General features: G+C 69.4%; 13 protein-coding genes. 11 read left to right on the forward strand and 2 right to left on the reverse strand.

Going from position 1 to position 16,004, the window contains the following annotated elements; genetic code table 11:
* The first annotated feature begins 40 nt into the window (after positions 1–40).
* From ABZX61_RS35685 to ABZX61_RS35735, 11 genes are all read left to right on the forward strand, one after another.
* On the forward strand, positions 41–1,012 hold the full coding sequence (locus ABZX61_RS35685; protein WP_355200507.1) for a LacI family DNA-binding transcriptional regulator: 972 nt from the start codon (positions 41–43) through the stop codon (positions 1,010–1,012).
* Between the two features lie 132 nt (positions 1,013–1,144).
* Entirely contained in the window at positions 1,145–2,512 is a 1,368-nt protein-coding gene (locus ABZX61_RS35690; protein WP_355200508.1) for an extracellular solute-binding protein, read from the forward strand.
* A 77-nt stretch (positions 2,513–2,589) separates the two neighbouring features.
* Complete coding sequence (locus tag ABZX61_RS35695; RefSeq protein WP_355200510.1) at positions 2,590–3,435, forward strand: sugar ABC transporter permease; 846 nt, start codon at positions 2,590–2,592, stop codon at positions 3,433–3,435.
* Positions 3,432–4,283 carry a carbohydrate ABC transporter permease gene (locus tag ABZX61_RS35700; RefSeq protein ID WP_355200511.1) on the forward strand — a complete coding sequence of 284 codons (852 nt, stop codon included), beginning with the start codon at positions 3,432–3,434 and terminating at the stop codon, positions 4,281–4,283. The genes ABZX61_RS35695 and ABZX61_RS35700 overlap by 4 nt, the downstream gene beginning before the upstream one ends.
* A 19-nt stretch (positions 4,284–4,302) precedes the next feature.
* Entirely contained in the window at positions 4,303–6,555 is a 2,253-nt protein-coding gene (locus tag ABZX61_RS35705) for a hypothetical protein (RefSeq protein WP_355200512.1), read from the forward strand.
* Positions 6,552–8,750 carry an FAD-dependent oxidoreductase gene (locus tag ABZX61_RS35710; protein WP_355200514.1) on the forward strand — a complete coding sequence of 733 codons (2,199 nt, stop codon included), beginning with the start codon at positions 6,552–6,554 and terminating at the stop codon, positions 8,748–8,750. Before ABZX61_RS35705 ends, ABZX61_RS35710 begins: the two co-directional genes overlap by 4 nt.
* An 8-nt stretch (positions 8,751–8,758) precedes the next feature.
* A complete protein-coding gene (locus ABZX61_RS35715) occupies positions 8,759–9,589 on the forward strand; it encodes an NAD(P)-dependent oxidoreductase (RefSeq protein WP_355200515.1) in 831 nt (276 codons plus the stop codon).
* Positions 9,590–9,946: 357 nt separating this feature from the next.
* Positions 9,947–10,321 carry a hypothetical protein gene (locus tag ABZX61_RS35720; RefSeq protein ID WP_355200517.1) on the forward strand — a complete coding sequence of 125 codons (375 nt, stop codon included), beginning with the start codon at positions 9,947–9,949 and terminating at the stop codon, positions 10,319–10,321.
* Positions 10,322–10,656: 335 nt separating this feature from the next.
* Positions 10,657–10,851 carry a hypothetical protein gene (locus ABZX61_RS35725; protein ID WP_355200519.1) on the forward strand — a complete coding sequence of 65 codons (195 nt, stop codon included), beginning with the start codon at positions 10,657–10,659 and terminating at the stop codon, positions 10,849–10,851.
* 140 nt (positions 10,852–10,991) lie between these two features.
* Positions 10,992–13,703: a hypothetical protein gene (locus ABZX61_RS35730; protein WP_355200521.1), complete on the forward strand. Its 2,712-nt coding sequence runs from the start codon at positions 10,992–10,994 to the stop codon at positions 13,701–13,703.
* 277 nt (positions 13,704–13,980) lie between these two features.
* Positions 13,981–14,865: a fructosamine kinase family protein gene (locus ABZX61_RS35735; protein ID WP_355200523.1), complete on the forward strand. Its 885-nt coding sequence runs from the start codon at positions 13,981–13,983 to the stop codon at positions 14,863–14,865.
* 74 nt (positions 14,866–14,939) lie between these two features.
* Here the strand turns inward: ABZX61_RS35735 and ABZX61_RS35740 are convergent, their stop codons facing one another.
* Entirely contained in the window at positions 14,940–15,242 is a 303-nt protein-coding gene (locus tag ABZX61_RS35740) for a hypothetical protein (RefSeq protein WP_355200525.1), read from the reverse strand.
* Positions 15,243–15,576: 334 nt separating this feature from the next.
* Complete coding sequence (locus ABZX61_RS35745; protein ID WP_355200526.1) at positions 15,577–15,873, reverse strand: DUF1905 domain-containing protein; 297 nt, start codon at positions 15,871–15,873, stop codon at positions 15,577–15,579.
* Between the last annotated feature and the right edge of the window lie 131 nt (positions 15,874–16,004).

A 16,004-nucleotide genomic window follows, 5' to 3' on the forward strand; every position in this document is an offset into this window, starting at 1 on the left:
CGTTTGCAACCATCCTCCATACCGGTACGAGGAGGACAGCGTGGCAGTGACGATCAGGCAGGTGGCGCAGGCGGCCGGGGTGTCGGTCTCGACGGTCTCTCGCGCGTTCACCGCCCCCGATCAGGTGCAGCCCCAGACCTTGCAGCGCGTCCGGGACACGGCCGCGAAACTGGGGTACGCGCCCAACCCGGCGGCCCGCTCACTGCGTGGCGGGAAGACCGAGTCTCTCGGGCTGATCATCCCCGACATCGCCAACCCGTTCTTCCCGCCGATCTTCAAGGCGATGCAGGCCCGGGCCCGCAGGCTCGGCTACACCGTGCTGGCCGCCGACACCGACGAGCGGGAGTCCGACGAGCTGGAGACCATTGCCGCGGTCTCCAAGCGGGTCGACGGCATGATCCTGTGGGCCTCCACCCTCTCGGAGGACAGGCTGGGCGAGCTGGCGGAGACCATGCCGGTGGTCCTGGTCAACCGGCACGTGCCCGGCATCCCGGAGATCCGGGTCTCCCTGACCGCCGGCATCTCCCAGGCGGCCGAGCACCTGAAGGCCTACGGCCACACCAGGTGTGTCTTCATCAACGGCTCGCGGCCCGAGCACAGCCGCGGCAAGTCGATAAGGGAGGCGTTCGAGGCGCACGACCTGTCCCTCGTCGAGCTCGGCCCCTACGAGCCGCGCTTCGAGACCGGCCTGCACGCCGCCACCTTGGTCACCTCCGCCGACGCCACCGCGGTGCTCGCCCACAACGACCTGGTCGCGCTCGGAGTGCTGCATCAGCTCGCCAAGCTGGGCGTCGACGTGCCGCGCGACGTCAGCGTGATCGGCATAGACGACACGCTGCTCGCCGAAACCGCCACCCCGTCGCTGACCACCATCCGCATCTCGGCCGAGGAGCTCGCCACCCGGGCCACCGACCTCCTGCTCGACACCATCGGCGGGCGGGGCGGCGGGCGCGTCGTGGAGATCGGCTCCCGGCTCATACCCAGATCCTCGACCGGTCCCGTCCACAGCTGACCGAAGACCTCGCGGTACCGTCCGCCACTCACCGAAACCGACAACCCCGTGGTACGGCCATGCCGTACCACCGCCCCGCCCTGCCGTCTTTAACACCTTTTTTAATGCTATGACCTGAACGCGGGAGTTCAGATGAAGAAGATCACCGCCTCCCTCGGCGTGGCCGTCCTGGCCACGGCCGTCGCCGCATGCGGATCGTCCTCCGGTGCCGGGCAGGAGTCCGGCACCATCACCCTCAGGGTCCAGGGCATGCCACCGGCGACCGACAAGCCGAGCCTGGCCGCGTTCGAGAAGATGGTCGCCGACTTCGAGAAGCAGAATCCCGGCATCGCCGTTGAAGGCTCCTCGGCCGCTTACGACCCGCTGACGTTCTCCGCCAAACTGGCCGGCGGCAAGGTCGAGGACGTGATCAAGGTGCCGCTCACCGAGCCGCAGGGGCTCATCGCCCGCAAGCAGGTCAAGCCGCTGGCCGCGGAGCTGGCCAAGTGGCCGCACTACAAGGAGTTCAACCCGCAGGTCCTGCGGCCGCTGAGCGACTCTGCCGGTGAGGTGTACGGCGTGCCCCAATCGCCCTTCGCGATGGGACTCGTCTACAACCGGGAGCTGTTCACGAAGGCGGGCCTCGATCCCGACAAGCCGCCGACGACCTGGGACGAGGTTCGGGCCCGGGCCAAGCGGATCGCCGAGAAGACCGGCAAGGCCGGGTTCGTGCACGAGTCCAAGAACAACCAGGGCGGCTGGCAGCTCACGAAGCTGACCTACACCTTCGGCGGCGAGATGGAGAAGCCCGCCGGCGACACGTGGGTGGCGGCCTTCAACGCCGACCCGACCAAGCGGGCGCTGGCCCTGCTCAAGGAGATGCGCTGGACCGACGACTCCATGGGTGCCAACCAGCTCAACGACCAGAACGACGTGATCAAGCGGTTCGCCGCCGGCGAGATCGGGATGTACCTGGGCACGCCTGGCACGTACCGGCTGGCCAAGATGACCTACGGCATGCCGAACATCGACGCGTTCGGCATCGGGCCGCTCCCGCAGGCGGGCGGGAACGCCACGCTGACCGGCGGTGACGTCTACATGGTGCCCAAGTCGGCCTCCGCCGAGAAGACGGCCGCGGCCGTCAAGTGGCTGCTGTTCGCCTACGCCCAGCCGCAGTACGACACCGGCGCCGCCGCCGAACGGGCCAAGGCGCTGGCGGCCGACCCGAACGCCGCCGTGGGCGTGCCGACGCTGCCGATGTTCGACGAAGCCCAGCAGGCCAAGATCGACGAAGCCGTCAAGCCTTACGTGAACGTCAAGCTCGAGCACTTCCGGCCGTGGATCGAGGGCACCCCCAGGCTCCGGCTCCGCGCCGAACCCCCGGTGCAGGCCCAGGCCGTCTACGCCGTGCTCGACAGCGTGGTGCAGGCCGTACTGACCGACCGGGACGCCGACGTCGACGCCCTCCTCACCAAGGCCGAAACCGACGTGAACGCCAAGCTCGCCGCGAGCCGGCAGTGACGCTCGCCCCGCGCCTCGCTCGCCGCGAACCGGCGGTGACGGTCGCCCCACGCGCCGGCAGGCGGGGGAACTCCGTCATGGCGTTCCTCTTCCTCGTCCCGGCCTTCGTCGCCTTCGGCGTGTTCTCCTACTGGCCGATGATCCGCGGGCTGCTGATCTCCTTCCAGGAGACGAACCTGGTCGACCCGGCCACGTGGGTGGGGCTGGACAACTTCACCGCGCTCGTCCGGGACCCACTGCTCTACACGGCGATCGCGAACACCCTGCTGTTCGTCGGGCTGGGACTGCTCATCGGGTTCCCGGCGCCGCTGATCCTGGCCACCGTCATGTCGACGGTGCGAAAGGGCGCCGGGGTCTACCGCTTCCTCGTCTATCTCCCGGTGGTGATCCCACCGGTGGTGGCGATCCTGCTGTGGAAGTGGTTCTACGATCCCGGGCACGGCCTGTTCAACGAGTTGCTGGGCCTGATCGGCGTGGGCCCCTTCCCCTGGCTGGAGTCGCCCAGGACCGCGATGCTCAGCCTGGTCATCCAGTCGACCTGGGCCTGGATGGGCAGCACGGTCCTCATCTACCTCGCCGCCCTGGTGACCATCCCCTCGGAGCTCTACGAGGCGGCGCAGATGGACGGCGCATCGATCGGGCGCAGGCTGTGGCACATAACCCTGCCTCAGCTACGCCCCACCATCGGCCTGCTGCTCCTCCTCCAGCTGGTCAGCACCACGCAGGTGTTCACCGAGCCCTACGTCTTCACCGATGGCGGACCGGAGAACAGCACGCTCACGATCCTCCTGCTGATCTTCAGGTACGCCTTCCGGGACGGCGCCTACGGCCAGGCCGCCGCGCTCGCCTTCCTCCTGGCGATCTTCCTGGGCCTGATGTCGGCGATCTACCTGCGAGCCACCCGCGCCTGGAGCTCCTCATGAGCCTGATCTCCCCCGTCGAGGAGCGCCGCCCGGCGGTCAGGGCGGCCGTGCGCGCGGTCCAGTGGCTCACCCTCGCGCTCCTCCTGGTGATCGGCATCGGCCCGCTCTACATGACCGTCAAGGGCGCGGTCTCCCCCGCCACCGACCTGATCGCCAAGCCGCTCGAACTCTGGCCGGGCGACCCGCGGCCGGAGAACTTCGGCACCGCCTGGAACGATCTGGGCATCGGCCACTACCTGCTCAACACGCTCCAGGTCGTCGGCGGCTCATGGGCCGTCCAGCTCATCGTGGCGATCACCGCCGGCTACTCCCTGTCGGTACTGAAGCCCAGGCTCGGCAGGCTGATCTACGGCGCGATCCTGGCCACGATGTTCGTCCCCTACACGGTCTCGATGACCAGCCTCTTCCTGACCATCATCGACCTGGGCCTCGTCGACTCCTACTGGTCGATCTGGCTGCCCGCGGGGGCCAGCGCCTTCAACGTCCTGCTGGCCAAGCGCTTCTTCGACGCGCTGCCGCCGGAGCTCTTCGCCGCCGCCAAGGTGGACGGCGCCAACTCCTGGCAGCTCCTGACCAGGATCGTGCTGCCGATGAGCCGCCCGATCCTGGCCGTCATCAGCCTGATCGCGATCATGCACAGCTGGAAGGACTTCATCTGGCCGCTCGTGGCCATCACCGACCCGGACAAGCAGCCCGTCAGTGTGGCCCTGGCCACGCTGGCCGACCAGGCGCCGCAGGACGTGCTGATCGCCAGCATGGCGATGGCGCTGGCCCCGCCGGTCCTGCTGTTCCTGGTCTTCCAGAAGTACGTCGTCGCCGGGCTCGGTTTCACCGGTGTCAAAGGCTAATCACGAAAGGCAGACCCCCGTGCCGGAAGTCTCCCGTCGTACCCTCCTCCAGGCCGCCGCACTGACCGGCCCACTGATCGGCGCGGCCTCCGCGCTCACCGCCGCCCCCGCCCGGGCGGACGGCCTGTCGATCTCGGCCGACGGCATCGCTCTTGTCGCCGAGGCCGACGGCTCGATCGTGGTCCGCGACGGTTCGGGAACCGATCGTCTCAGGATCGGCCACTTCATGATCAAGGACAGCGTGCTCGGGCAGCAGCGTACGTTCGGCGGCACGCCGAGCCTGACCACCGTGGACGGGCAGCCCGCCCTCCAGGTCGTCTACAAGATGTCGGCGAGCGCCTCGGCGGTGACCGTGCGCGGCACGTTCACCGTGGCCGCCCGCCGGGCGGGCCTGAAGTGGGAGGTGAGCGGCAGCGCCACGCTGACTCCCGCCGGCTACATGTTCGCCCGCACCCTGATCGGCAACACGGCGCCCGAGAAGTACGTGCCCGCCACCGCCTGGACCAAGGACGCGCGTGGCGGCGTGCCGTACGAGGTCAACGCCGGCTCGCTCTATCAGGAAACCTGGGCGGACACCCGAGCCTACTTCCGGCTGTGGAGCTCAAGGCCTGCCTTCACCAACGCCACCTGGATGCACGCACCCGCGGGCGAGGATGGGGCGACCCAGGTCGAGCTGGTCCTCGGCGACATGCGGCCGGGCGCGGCCAACGCCGTGGCGAGCGCCGCGCCGCTCGGCGTGGACGTGTGGAGCGACCAGCCTTTCGGCCTCTACGAGCCGGGCGCGGCCCTGGCCGTGAACGCCCAGGTGGTCAACGGCGGCGCCGCGGCCAAGCCGGTGAGCCTCACCTGGTGGGCGCGCGACTTCAACGGCGCCGTGCTCGGCGGCGGCCGCCTCGACAGGACCGTGGAGCCCAGCGGCGCCTGGACCGAGGCGCTCACCGTGCCGGCGCCCTCGCAGGGCATCGTGTTCGTCGAGGTCAAGGCCGCCTCGGGCGGTGAGGAGGCGTTCGCGCGCACCAACCTGGCCACGCTGAAGCCGCACGCCTACCAGAGCGAGGGCATCTTCGGCATCTCCAACTACACCTGGCTGCTTGTCCCGGACAAGGAGCAGGTCGGCCGGTTGATGCAGAAGATCGGCGTCAAGTGGGTGCGCATCGCCTACGACGGCGCGCCGGGCATCCCGCCCGCCGAACTCGACGCGCTGGGCATCGGGCACAACGTCCAGCTCGGTGGGGTGATCTACAACGGCACGGCGGAGCAGGTCGCCGCCTGGGCGGACGACCGCGCCAGGATCGCCCGCGAGTCCGGCGCGACCTACTTCGAGGTGGCCAACGAGCTGAACCAGCCCTGGATGTCGGGGCAGAAGGCGGCCGAATACGTGCGCGACGGTCTGAAGCCGATCCACGACCGGCTCAAGGACTCCGGCATCAAGCTGATGAACTGCGGCCTCGGCGGCATGGACTACCGGTGGACGGCCAACTTCCACGCGGCCGGCGGCTGGGACCTGATCGACGCGTTCGCCTTCCACCCGGGCCGCGGCAACTTCACCGCCGACCACGCCCCGCCGCCGGAGGAGTGGGAGCAGGGCTCCAACGGCTCCTACTGGAACTTCCTCGGCTCGTTGCGCAAGGCCAGGCAGACGTTGGACGAGTACGGCGGGGACAAGGAGCTGTGGCTGACCGAGGCCTACGCCTGCACCCGGCCCAACGCCTGGTGGAACGACACGATCCGCCAGGCCGCGGAGAACACGCTCCTGCAACTCGCCCTCTGCCTGTCGGAAGGGGTGGACGGGGTCAACTGGTACCAGCCGCACGACAGCACCATCCATCACCCGCAGGAGGCGGACCCGAACAACGCCGAATACCACCACGGGCTGCTGAACCGCGACACGAGCATCAAACCCACCCTGCTCGCCTTCGCCACGGCCACGCGCCACCTGGAGGGCGCGACCTTCAAGCGCTGGCTCACCTTCGCCGACCCCGATCTGAAGGGCCTGCTGTTCGACACGCCGCGGGGCAAGCTGGCCGTCCTGTGGAGCCGCAAGGACGGCTACATCCTCAACCGGGACCATGGTGAGGACCAGTGGTATCCGCATCCCGAGGCCTGGGAGGACCACTGGCCGACCAAGACCCGCCTGTCGCTGAAGACCTCCGGGCAGACGGTCCGGGAGATCGACTGCATCGGGCAGGAACGCACCATCACCGCCACCGGTCGCCGCGTGCGGGTCACCCTGGACGGCGCACCGCGCCTCTACTACGGGCTGGAGCTATGAGATCGGAAACCCTTTCCCGCGACGTGACCGTGGTCGGCGGCGGCCTGGCCGGCGTCAACGCCGCCGTCGCCGCGGCCCGGCTGGGCCGTACGGTCGCCCTCGTCACCAACCGGCCCGTGCTCGGCGGCAACTCCAGCAGCGAGGTACGGGTCTGGGTGGTCGGGGCGACCGGCCACGGCAAGAACCACCACGCCCGCGAGGGCGGCATCATGGGCGAGCTCTTCCTGGAGAACCAGTACCGGAACCCACACGGCAATCCGTACTTCTGGGACACGACCGTCCTCGACCTGGTGCGGCAGGAGCCGAACATCGCGCTCTTCCTCAACACCGACGTACGGGAGGTGTCGTGCTCGGCGGGGCGGATCGACTCCGTGTCCGGCTGGATGATGGGCTCGGAACGGCTGATCACCTTCGAGTCGCCGATCTTCCTGGACTGCACCGGGGACGGGCTGGTCGGCCACCTGGCCGGCGCCCGCCACCGGATCGGCCGTGAGGGGCGCGCGGAGCACGGCGAGCCGTGGGCGCCCGAGGCGCCCGACGACATCACGCTCGGCAGCACGCTGCTCTTCTACACCAAGGACGCGGGTGAGCCGGTCCGTTACGTCCCGCCGGGCTTCGCCAAGGACATCACCGAAACCTCGATCCCCGAGCGGCGGATCATCAGGGCGGGCGACAACGGCTGCGCCTACTGGTGGATCGAGTTCGGCGGCGAGCTGGACACCGTGCACGACAACGACCGCATCCGGGACGAGCTGTGGTCGGTCATCTACGGCATCTGGGACTACATCAAGAACTCGGGGAAGTTCGACGCCGAGACCATGACCCTGGAGTGGGTGGGCGCGCTGCCCGGCAAGCGGGAGTACCGCCGCTTCCTCGGCGACCATGTGCTCACCCAGCACGACGTGCTGGACCAGACACCCTTCGAGGACCGGATCGCCTTCGGCGGATGGTCGATCGACCTGCACCCGCCGCAGGGCATGTACGCGAAGGAGGACGGCGCGAGGCAGCGCTACGCCGACGGGATCTACCACATCCCGTACCGGTCCATCTATTCGCAGAACGTGCCCAACCTGCTCATGGCCGGGCGGAACATCTCGGCGTCGCACGTGGCGTTCGGTTCGACCAGGGTCATGGCCACCTGCGCCACGATCGGCCAGGCAGCCGGGACGGCGGCCGCATTGTGCGTCGCCGACGGCGTCTCCCCCCGGGAACTGGACGTGCGCGCTCTGCAGACGACCCTCCTGCGGGAGGACGGCTCGATCATCGGCCTGCCGTACGAGGACCCCGCGGATCTCGCTCGCGCGGCCACCGCCGCCGCGTCGGGCACGTTGTCCCGGCTGGAGGTGGAGACCTCGGCCGAGACCTGGCCGCTGGAGGCGGACGCCGGCCTGATCCTGCCCGTCGACCCGGCCCTGGACTCGGTGGAGCTCATGCTCGACGCGGCGGCCGGGGCCGAGCTGATCGTGGATCTCTACGATCCGATGCTGGGCCAGAACTACGTGCCGCGGGACCTGATCGCCTCGCTCACCGTTCCGGTGGAACCGGGGAAGAACCAGTGGGTCCGCGTGGATCTGTCGTTCCGGCCTGCTCGGGCGCAGAACGCGTTCCTCCTGATCCACGCGAACCCCGACCTCGCCCTCCACGTCGCCGACCGGCCCACCCCCGGCGTACTCTGCCTGACCCGGGTTCCGCTGCGCCCCCAGGACGAGGCACCCCAACTGCTGCGGGAGTGGTCCGACTCGGGCCTGCTGCGCCGTACGTTCTGCCACCGGACCGGCCCGACCGATGCCTTCGCGCCGTCCAAGGCGCTCGACGGCTTCCAACGCCCGCACGCGGGGCCCCACATGTGGGTGTCGGATCGGCTGCCCGCCACCCTCGAACTGTCCTGGCCCTCGCCGGTGACGATCAGCCGCGTCGATGTGCTGGCCGACGACGACGTGAACGAGGACCTGATCAACCTGCACCACCACCGCACGCCGTTCGAGGTCATGCCCACGCTGGTCCGCGACTACCGGTTGGAGGTGCGGCAGGGCGGCGGCTGGCGGACGGTGTCCGAGGTGCGCGACAACCGGCGGCGCCGCAACGTCCACGACCTCGAGCCGGTCACCACCGACGCGCTGAGGATCGTGGTGGACGCCGGCAACGGGACCCCGTACGCCCATGTCGTCGCGGTTCGCGTGTATTCGCCGGTATGAGTAGACGCATGAAGCGTGTCCTGGTCACCGGCGCTGCCGGCCGTATCGGCCGGGCCGTCCTCGACCTGCTCGGGCAGCAGGGGATCACGGCCAACGCCCTCGTGCTGGAAGATCCGGGAGATCTGAGGGCCGAGCTGGTCGTCGCGGGATCCGCGACGGACTCGCACGCCGTACGGAAGGCCCTCAAGGGGGCGGACGCCGTGATCCATCTCGCGGCGATCCCCACCCCCGAACGGCATCCGGCCGAGGAGGTCTTCGCCACCAACACCCAGGCCACCTTCACCGTGCTGGAACAGGCGGGCCGGGCCGGGATCAGGCAGGTGTGCACGGCCAGCAGCACGGCGATCTCGGGCCTTCCTTTCGCCGCGCGCACCCTCCACCCGCGATACGTCCCGGTGGACGAGGAACAGCCGTCCCTTTCCGAGGATCCCTACGCGCTGTCCAAGCAGGTCGACGAGCTGACCGCCCAGATGATGTCGCGACGCCACCGCATGTCGGTGACCGCCCTGCGCCTGCCGTACGTCGGCGGCTTCGACGAGCGCCTCCTCGACTTCGCAGGCAGGTGCGAGCTGGACCCCGGCCTGCACGCGGCCGGACTGTGGGCCTACCTCGAAACCCGGGACGCGGCCCGGGCGTGCCTGCTCGGCCTCGCCCTCGGCGGCTGCCACGTCATCACCGTGGCGGCCCCGGAAACCCTCGTCTCCCACCCCACCGAGGATCTGCTCCGCCGTTTCCATCCCACGACCGAGATCCGCCGTCCGCTGCCGGGCCGCACGGTCCCCCTGAACCTGGCCAGGGCGACCGGCGTTCTGGGCTTCAGCGCGGAATTTCACGTGTGACGATGACCTGTGCGCAGGTGGCCGGGATCGGGTGGGCGCGGGGTGCGTCGGAGGTCAAGGTCCCACAACCTGACCGTTCCATCGACACCGGCGCTGGCCGGCATCGCTTCGCGTCGGGACAAGGACGTGGAGCTTCTCGTCCTGCGTCACCAGATCGCCGTCCTTGAACGCCAATTCGGCGCTGACACCGGAGTGAGATTCGCGCCCGAGGACCGGGCCCTTCTCGCGCTCTCCTGACCTCGCTGCCGCGCGAGGTCCTGCGCCGATTGCGGCTTCTCGTTCGCCCGGATACCGTCCTGCGCTGGCACCGCGATCTGATGAAACGATGTCACGCCCATATCTGCCGACCAAAGCGACGTGGGCGCCCCACCCACGGTCCGCTCCATCCGCGCCCTCATTCTGCGCCTGATTCGGGAGAACTCCGGCTGGGGTTATCGGCGGGTGCACGGTGAGCTCGCCACGCTCGGTATCGCGGTCGCGCCGTCCACCGTCTGGGAGATCCTCACGCAGGCAGGTCTTGATCCGGCGCCCGAGCGGGCGTCCACCACCTGGGCCGACTTCCTGCGCTCGCAAGCAAACGCCATGCTGGCCTGCGACTTCATCGAGACCGTCGCTCTCAGCAGGCAACGCCAGCGCCTGAGCGTCGAAAGGCCGGATCCAGAGTTCGCGGTGTCTCTGCAGGCATCGTGGCGCGCCACCATTGTGGGAGGTCCTGCACGCCGCCGGTATTGATCCCGCACCCCGCCGGACCGGGCCGACCTGGCGGCAGTTCCCGGCCGCTCAAGCCCACGCGATCATCGCGTGCGACTTCCCGGTGGTCGAGACCATACCGCTCAAACGGCTGTATGCGCTGGTCTTCATCGAGCACGGCACCCGACGCCTGCACCTGGCCGGAGTGACCCCGCACCCGACTGGAGCATGGACGGTGCAGCAGGCCCGCAACCTCGCCATGGACCCGGGTGACCGCATCGCCGAGCCGCGGTTCTTGATCCACAACCGGGATCTTCAGGGAGGTCTTCGCAACCGAAGGGCTGCGGATCATCACCACGCTGCCGCGGACGCCGAGAATGAACGCCATCCGCGAGCCCGTCACCGGCACCCTGCGCCGCGAACTCCTGAACCGCGTGCTCCACGAATACCTGATCCACCACAACGGGCACCGGCCGCACCAGTCCAGGCAACAACGATCTCCGGACACCGCGCCGCTCGCCAGAGGCGACTGGGCGGACGTCGCCCGCGTGTCCCGCAAGGAGGTGAAATGACGACACATCGAACAGCTCTGCATGCAGGCGATGAAACTTACCTCGGAGGAGGATCCAGGCGCGCAGTTCGGCCACGGTGTCGTGGGATTGAGTAGGGGCTACTCAGGTGAGCCGGGTCCGCCTGGCCGACACTCGCGGTCATGCGGACTCTTCTCGCCCTGCTTCTGATCGCCGCGGCCGGCTTATCCGGCGGGCCCGCCGCCCACGCCGCCGCCGGACCGGTCAGCGCGGCCTGCACGTTCCTGGACTCCTCCCCTGTCTCCGTCAGGGAGGGGGAGGGACCGCGGATCCGGATCACGTACCTGAACAGCAGCGACGAAAGTGCCTGGTTCGAGTCGATGGTGGAGGCGAACTTCCACTACTGGCATCCCACCGTCTTCCACCGCCAACTGCTGGCCAAGGAGACGGGACTGGTGCAGGCCGAGATCAACCTGCCCCCGGCGTACGGCCAGGGGCCGGGCGAAACGTCGGGGCTGCGCGTGAAGATCACCTCGTCACAGACCGGCGACACGACGATTGGGACCTGCGGGACGATGATGCGCGTACGGCAGGCCCCGGACGGCGATCAGGACGGGCTGCTGGACTCCTGGGAGCGCGACGGCATCGACTACGACGGTGACGGCACCGTCGACCTGGCGCTGAACGCGGCGCCGTACAACGCGGACCCCGGCCGCAAGGACATCTTCGTCGAGCTGGATTGGATGCGCTGTGAGGCGACGTTCTGCAAGCGCCCGCGCGAGCTGTCGGACGCGGCAATCAAGCAGGTCGTCGACGCGTTCGCCTGGCGGGGAATCGCCCTGCACGTCCACAAGAGCGAGCAGATCCCAGAGGCGGAGGGCATCGCGTTCGACACCAAGGCTCCGGGGAGCTGGGACGACTTCGACGACATCAGGACCGGGTACGAGGAGTACAAGTGCGACGGTGCCTTCGGTGACGTGCTCGACCGGATCTCGCGCAACTGCGAGAACATTCTTGGCGCCAAGCGGCTGGTCTTCCGTTACGCCGTCTCGGCGCACGGGGTGACCGGCAAAGGTACCCAGTCGGGGCAGGCCGAGGTCGGCGACGACTCCCTCGACACGGTGAACGGCTCCGCCCTCGCCAACATCGCGCTGCCCGGCGGCAACGACTTCGCGATCACCCTGGGCACCTGGGACGGCACGGACATCAAGGATCGGGAAGGCCAGGTCTCGGTGGAGGCCGGGACGTTCATGCATGAGCTCGGCCACACGCTGGGCCTGCAGCATGGCGGCGTCGACAGCTTCAACTGCAAGCCGAACTACCTCAGTGTGATGAACTACACCCACCAGTTCGCCAACGCCAACAATCCGGGCAGGCCCCTGGACTACCAGGAACACGAGCACGCCAATCTTGAGGAGAACGGAGGGCTGGACGAGACGAGCGCCGCCGTCCCCGGCACCGGCAACCGCACAGTCATCTATGGCGTGGCAGGCGCGCTGAAGACCACAGACGGCGGCCTCGCGGTCGACTGGAACGGCGATGGCAAGAACGAGAAGGGTGCGACCGGCGACGTCAACCACATCAATCTCAAGGGCGACACGACCTCCTGCCCCGCCTCACCCGGCCAGCGGCTGCGCGCGTGGAACGACTGGGAACACCTGAACCTCGACTTCCGCAAGAGCTCGATGTTCCCCGACGGCGCGCACAAGGGTGTGCTCGGCGCCGGTGCTGCGGAGATCACCGAGGAAGCCGCCGAGGCACTCAACCCGCACGTCGACCTGACCGCCGCCAAGACCGTCGACAAGGAGCAGGCCGCCCCGGGCGAAACCCTCACCTACACGGTCACCGCCGGCAACAAGGGACCGGCGACGGCCACCCGGGTGTCGATCGACGACGCCATGCCCGACGGAACGCGCACCGCTCGCTCGGTCGCCGACCTGCCCACCGGCGGCTCGGCCAGGGAGAACTTCACGTACACCGTGCCGTGCACCGCGCCCGACGGGACCGTGCTGACCAACACGGCGACGGTCGCGGGCGTCAACGCCGCGGGCTATGCCGAGAGCGGGACGCTGGCCGACAACACCGCCACAGCCTCCACCACGGTCCGCCGCCCTGCCCTGACGCTGCAAGCCACCGCGACGGGAAGCGATCCCCTCACCTACACGATCAGCTACCGCAACGCCGGAGGCGGGCCCTCCTCGGGCGCGACGCTGACCGCCACGCTGCCCGCCGGCCTCTACTACGGCACGGCGCAAGACACGCCGCCCGACGCCGTCACCCGCGACCCGGACGGCACCACCACGCTGCGCTGGAACGTCGGCGCGGTCGCTCCGGGAGCGTCCGGCACCATCACCTTCAGCGCCCGGCCCAGCCTGCTGCTGGAGGAGGGTACGACGGTGACCATGCCGGTCTCGCTCTCCTTCGGCGACGGCGGCGATTGCCCCTACGCCCCGGCACAGGCCACGGCGCAGACGCGCATCACGCTCCCGGTCGCCACTCGGGACCCCAGGCCGCTGGCCATCTGGACAATCTTCCCGTCGCTGCGCACTCCTGAGGCACTGGCCCGCGTCCAGGCGACCGACCAGCGCTATGACATCTCCCCCGCCGACGGGCAGCTGACGCAGGCGGAGTTCGCCAACGCGGTCGGAGTGCCGCTGCTGCAGCCGCGCGCCCTGCGCGCCGAACTGCTGGCGACTTACCTGAACCTGGCCACCCGCCGGATCCACGCGAGCACCGCCATCCGTACGCCGCAGTCCGTGGCGCTCGGGCTGGAGACCGTGGGCGACGCCGTACGGCACGCCCAGGCCACGCTGGCGCTGCCGGTGGGCGCCCGCCACATCGCAGCCACGGTGCTGCTCAAGGAGATCAACGCCGGGCTGGCCGAGCGCTGGTGAACATGACGGTTCCGTGATGCGGGCCGGGCGGATCGCGGCGGAGTCGGCGCGACCAGGGCTGTGGGTGGCCCGCGAATGGCGGACCGTTAGCAGCGGGGCCAGCGCCATGACAGCGCTGGCCCCCTACTTGCGCCGCGTGACGTCAGCCCCGAAGGGCGGCGCGGCGGTTGTCAGTGCTCAGGGGTAGGGTGTGCGGTCCAGCGACGCTCAATGAGTGAGCCGCCGCGGGCTCGGCCCTGTTTGCCATGATGCGTGACCAGCAGAGAGGAGTACACCCGTGACAGACGCGACGTCCCTCCTGCTCGAACGCCTGCACGCGGCCGGCCTGACCGACGTCGTCGCGGTCGAGCCAGCCACTGGAGGCCTCGCCGCGACCGCGGGGCTCGCGCGCCACGGTGACGGCACGTCGGTGTTCGTCAAGGCGTTCGGCGAGCCGCCGTCGGACGACGCCTTCGCCGCGGAGGCCGAAGGGCTCACCATGCTCCGCGAGGCGGGCGGCGTCGCCACGCCCGAGATCATCCTCGCGGACCGCGACCTGCTCGTGCTGTCCGTGCTGCAGCCCCGGCCGGGCACCGAGGCCTTCTGGGAGCAGCTCGCGCATGCGGTCGCCCACCTGCACACCACCACGCGGTACTCCCGATTCGGGTGGCATCGGGACAACTGGCTGGGCCGTCGTCGGCAGGTCAACACCTGGGATGACGACGGGTACGAGTTCTTCGCCCAGCACCGCCTGCTGCGCTGGCTCGGCGAGCGTCGCGTCCGGGAGGCGCTCGACGTCGCGGACCGGGCGGCGCTGGAGCGGCTGTGCGACCGGCTGCCCGAGCTGCTGCCGGTCAGGCCCGCGTGCCTGACACACGGCGACCTGTGGGCGCTGAACGTCATGGCCGCCCCCGACGGGCGGCCCGCACTGATCGACCCGGCCGTGTCGTACACGTGGGCCGAGGTCGACCTGGCCCACCTGTGGACGACGGCGCCGCCGCCCGAGGCGCACGTGTTCTTCGAGCTGTACGCCGAGCTGACCGGGCTCGACCGCGACTGGCGCGAACGCATGCCGATCCTCCAGCTGCGCCAGCACCTGGCCGTGATCGCCCAGTTCGACCCCGACTGGGGCGCCGCCGATCTCGTGCGCGCCACGCTCGCCCCGTTCCGGCGGCGGCCCTGAGCTCAGCTCAGACCCACCTCATAATCTTTCCCGACAGCGAGGATCTCGCTGCCTACCGCGCGGACCCTCGGCGTTTAGCCGCTGCACCACTGCTGGAATCGGCTGGGGCAGCGGTCGAACTGCTCCCGGTCCGCGACGCGCAAAGCCGTCGGGAGGCCGGCGTCCGCTTCGGTGGCCAGGACGATGTGGTCATCCCCGTCAGGAAGGTAACCCACGACCAGGGTCTGGCTGACCGGCGCGGCCGGTCCGGTGATGGTGAGGAGGACACATCTCATGCCGAAGCGGTAGAGCACCACGCGGCCTCCAGAGACCCGGAACATCGCCTGGTTGACCCAGCCGAGGAGAGACAGCAGTGCCGTGTCGATGGCCTGACGCACAGCGTTCTCCTTCGCCGGGCCGGTGCGGGTAGACGTCAGCATTCCAGTGAGCGCGTGATGGAGAAGATCGTCTTCGGCGGGGGTCCGGTCACCGATGCTTTCTCCGTCATCTCGTCGGCGATCTCCACGCCGCCGCGCAAGGACTCGACGACCTGGCGAAACCGCCCAGCTGCCCCTCGGCCTGGCCGCCTGTAGCCGACCCTCCAGTGCGGTGGCCACCAGCGTCGCCGGAAAGGCGATCAGCCGCCACCCGGCGAAGTTCGGTGTCCGCCAACCCGTGCTAGGCCGACCGAAAGCCAGGGCCACAGCGCTGAATCAGGTCTACATGCCCTGCCTAAGAGAACCGACGCCTCAGGTGCACCGTCACCTCGTCGCCGAGGTCCTTGCCGATGATCTTCCGGAATGGCGCTCGAAGCGGCATCATGTGTGTGCCTCCACCGATCGGCAGCATGGTTGCCTCATAGGCGTGCCCGTCCACGGTGCCTGCGACCTTCACGGCCTTCCCGGTGCCGAAGAAGTCCGCCGAGCCGGACATCTGCACGCAGGGCCAACCGCTGTTGGAATCGGCAACTATTGAGGCGGTGAACGTGACATCGATTTCGCGCGTCGTCGTTCTCTTGTCATCAACCATGGTGGAGTCCTCCGTTTCGGGTAAGGGCTGGGGCGCCCGGGCCCGTCAGCTCATTTGAGTCGATGGGCCGCCCGGACACGTACGCGACCGGATGGTCCCGGCGGAGGCCGAGCGGGCGCCGACAAGCCGGG

This window comes from Nonomuraea sp. NPDC003709 (genome assembly GCF_040610775.1).
In the GTDB taxonomy this organism is placed as follows: domain Bacteria; phylum Actinomycetota; class Actinomycetes; order Streptosporangiales; family Streptosporangiaceae; genus Nonomuraea; species Nonomuraea angiospora_A.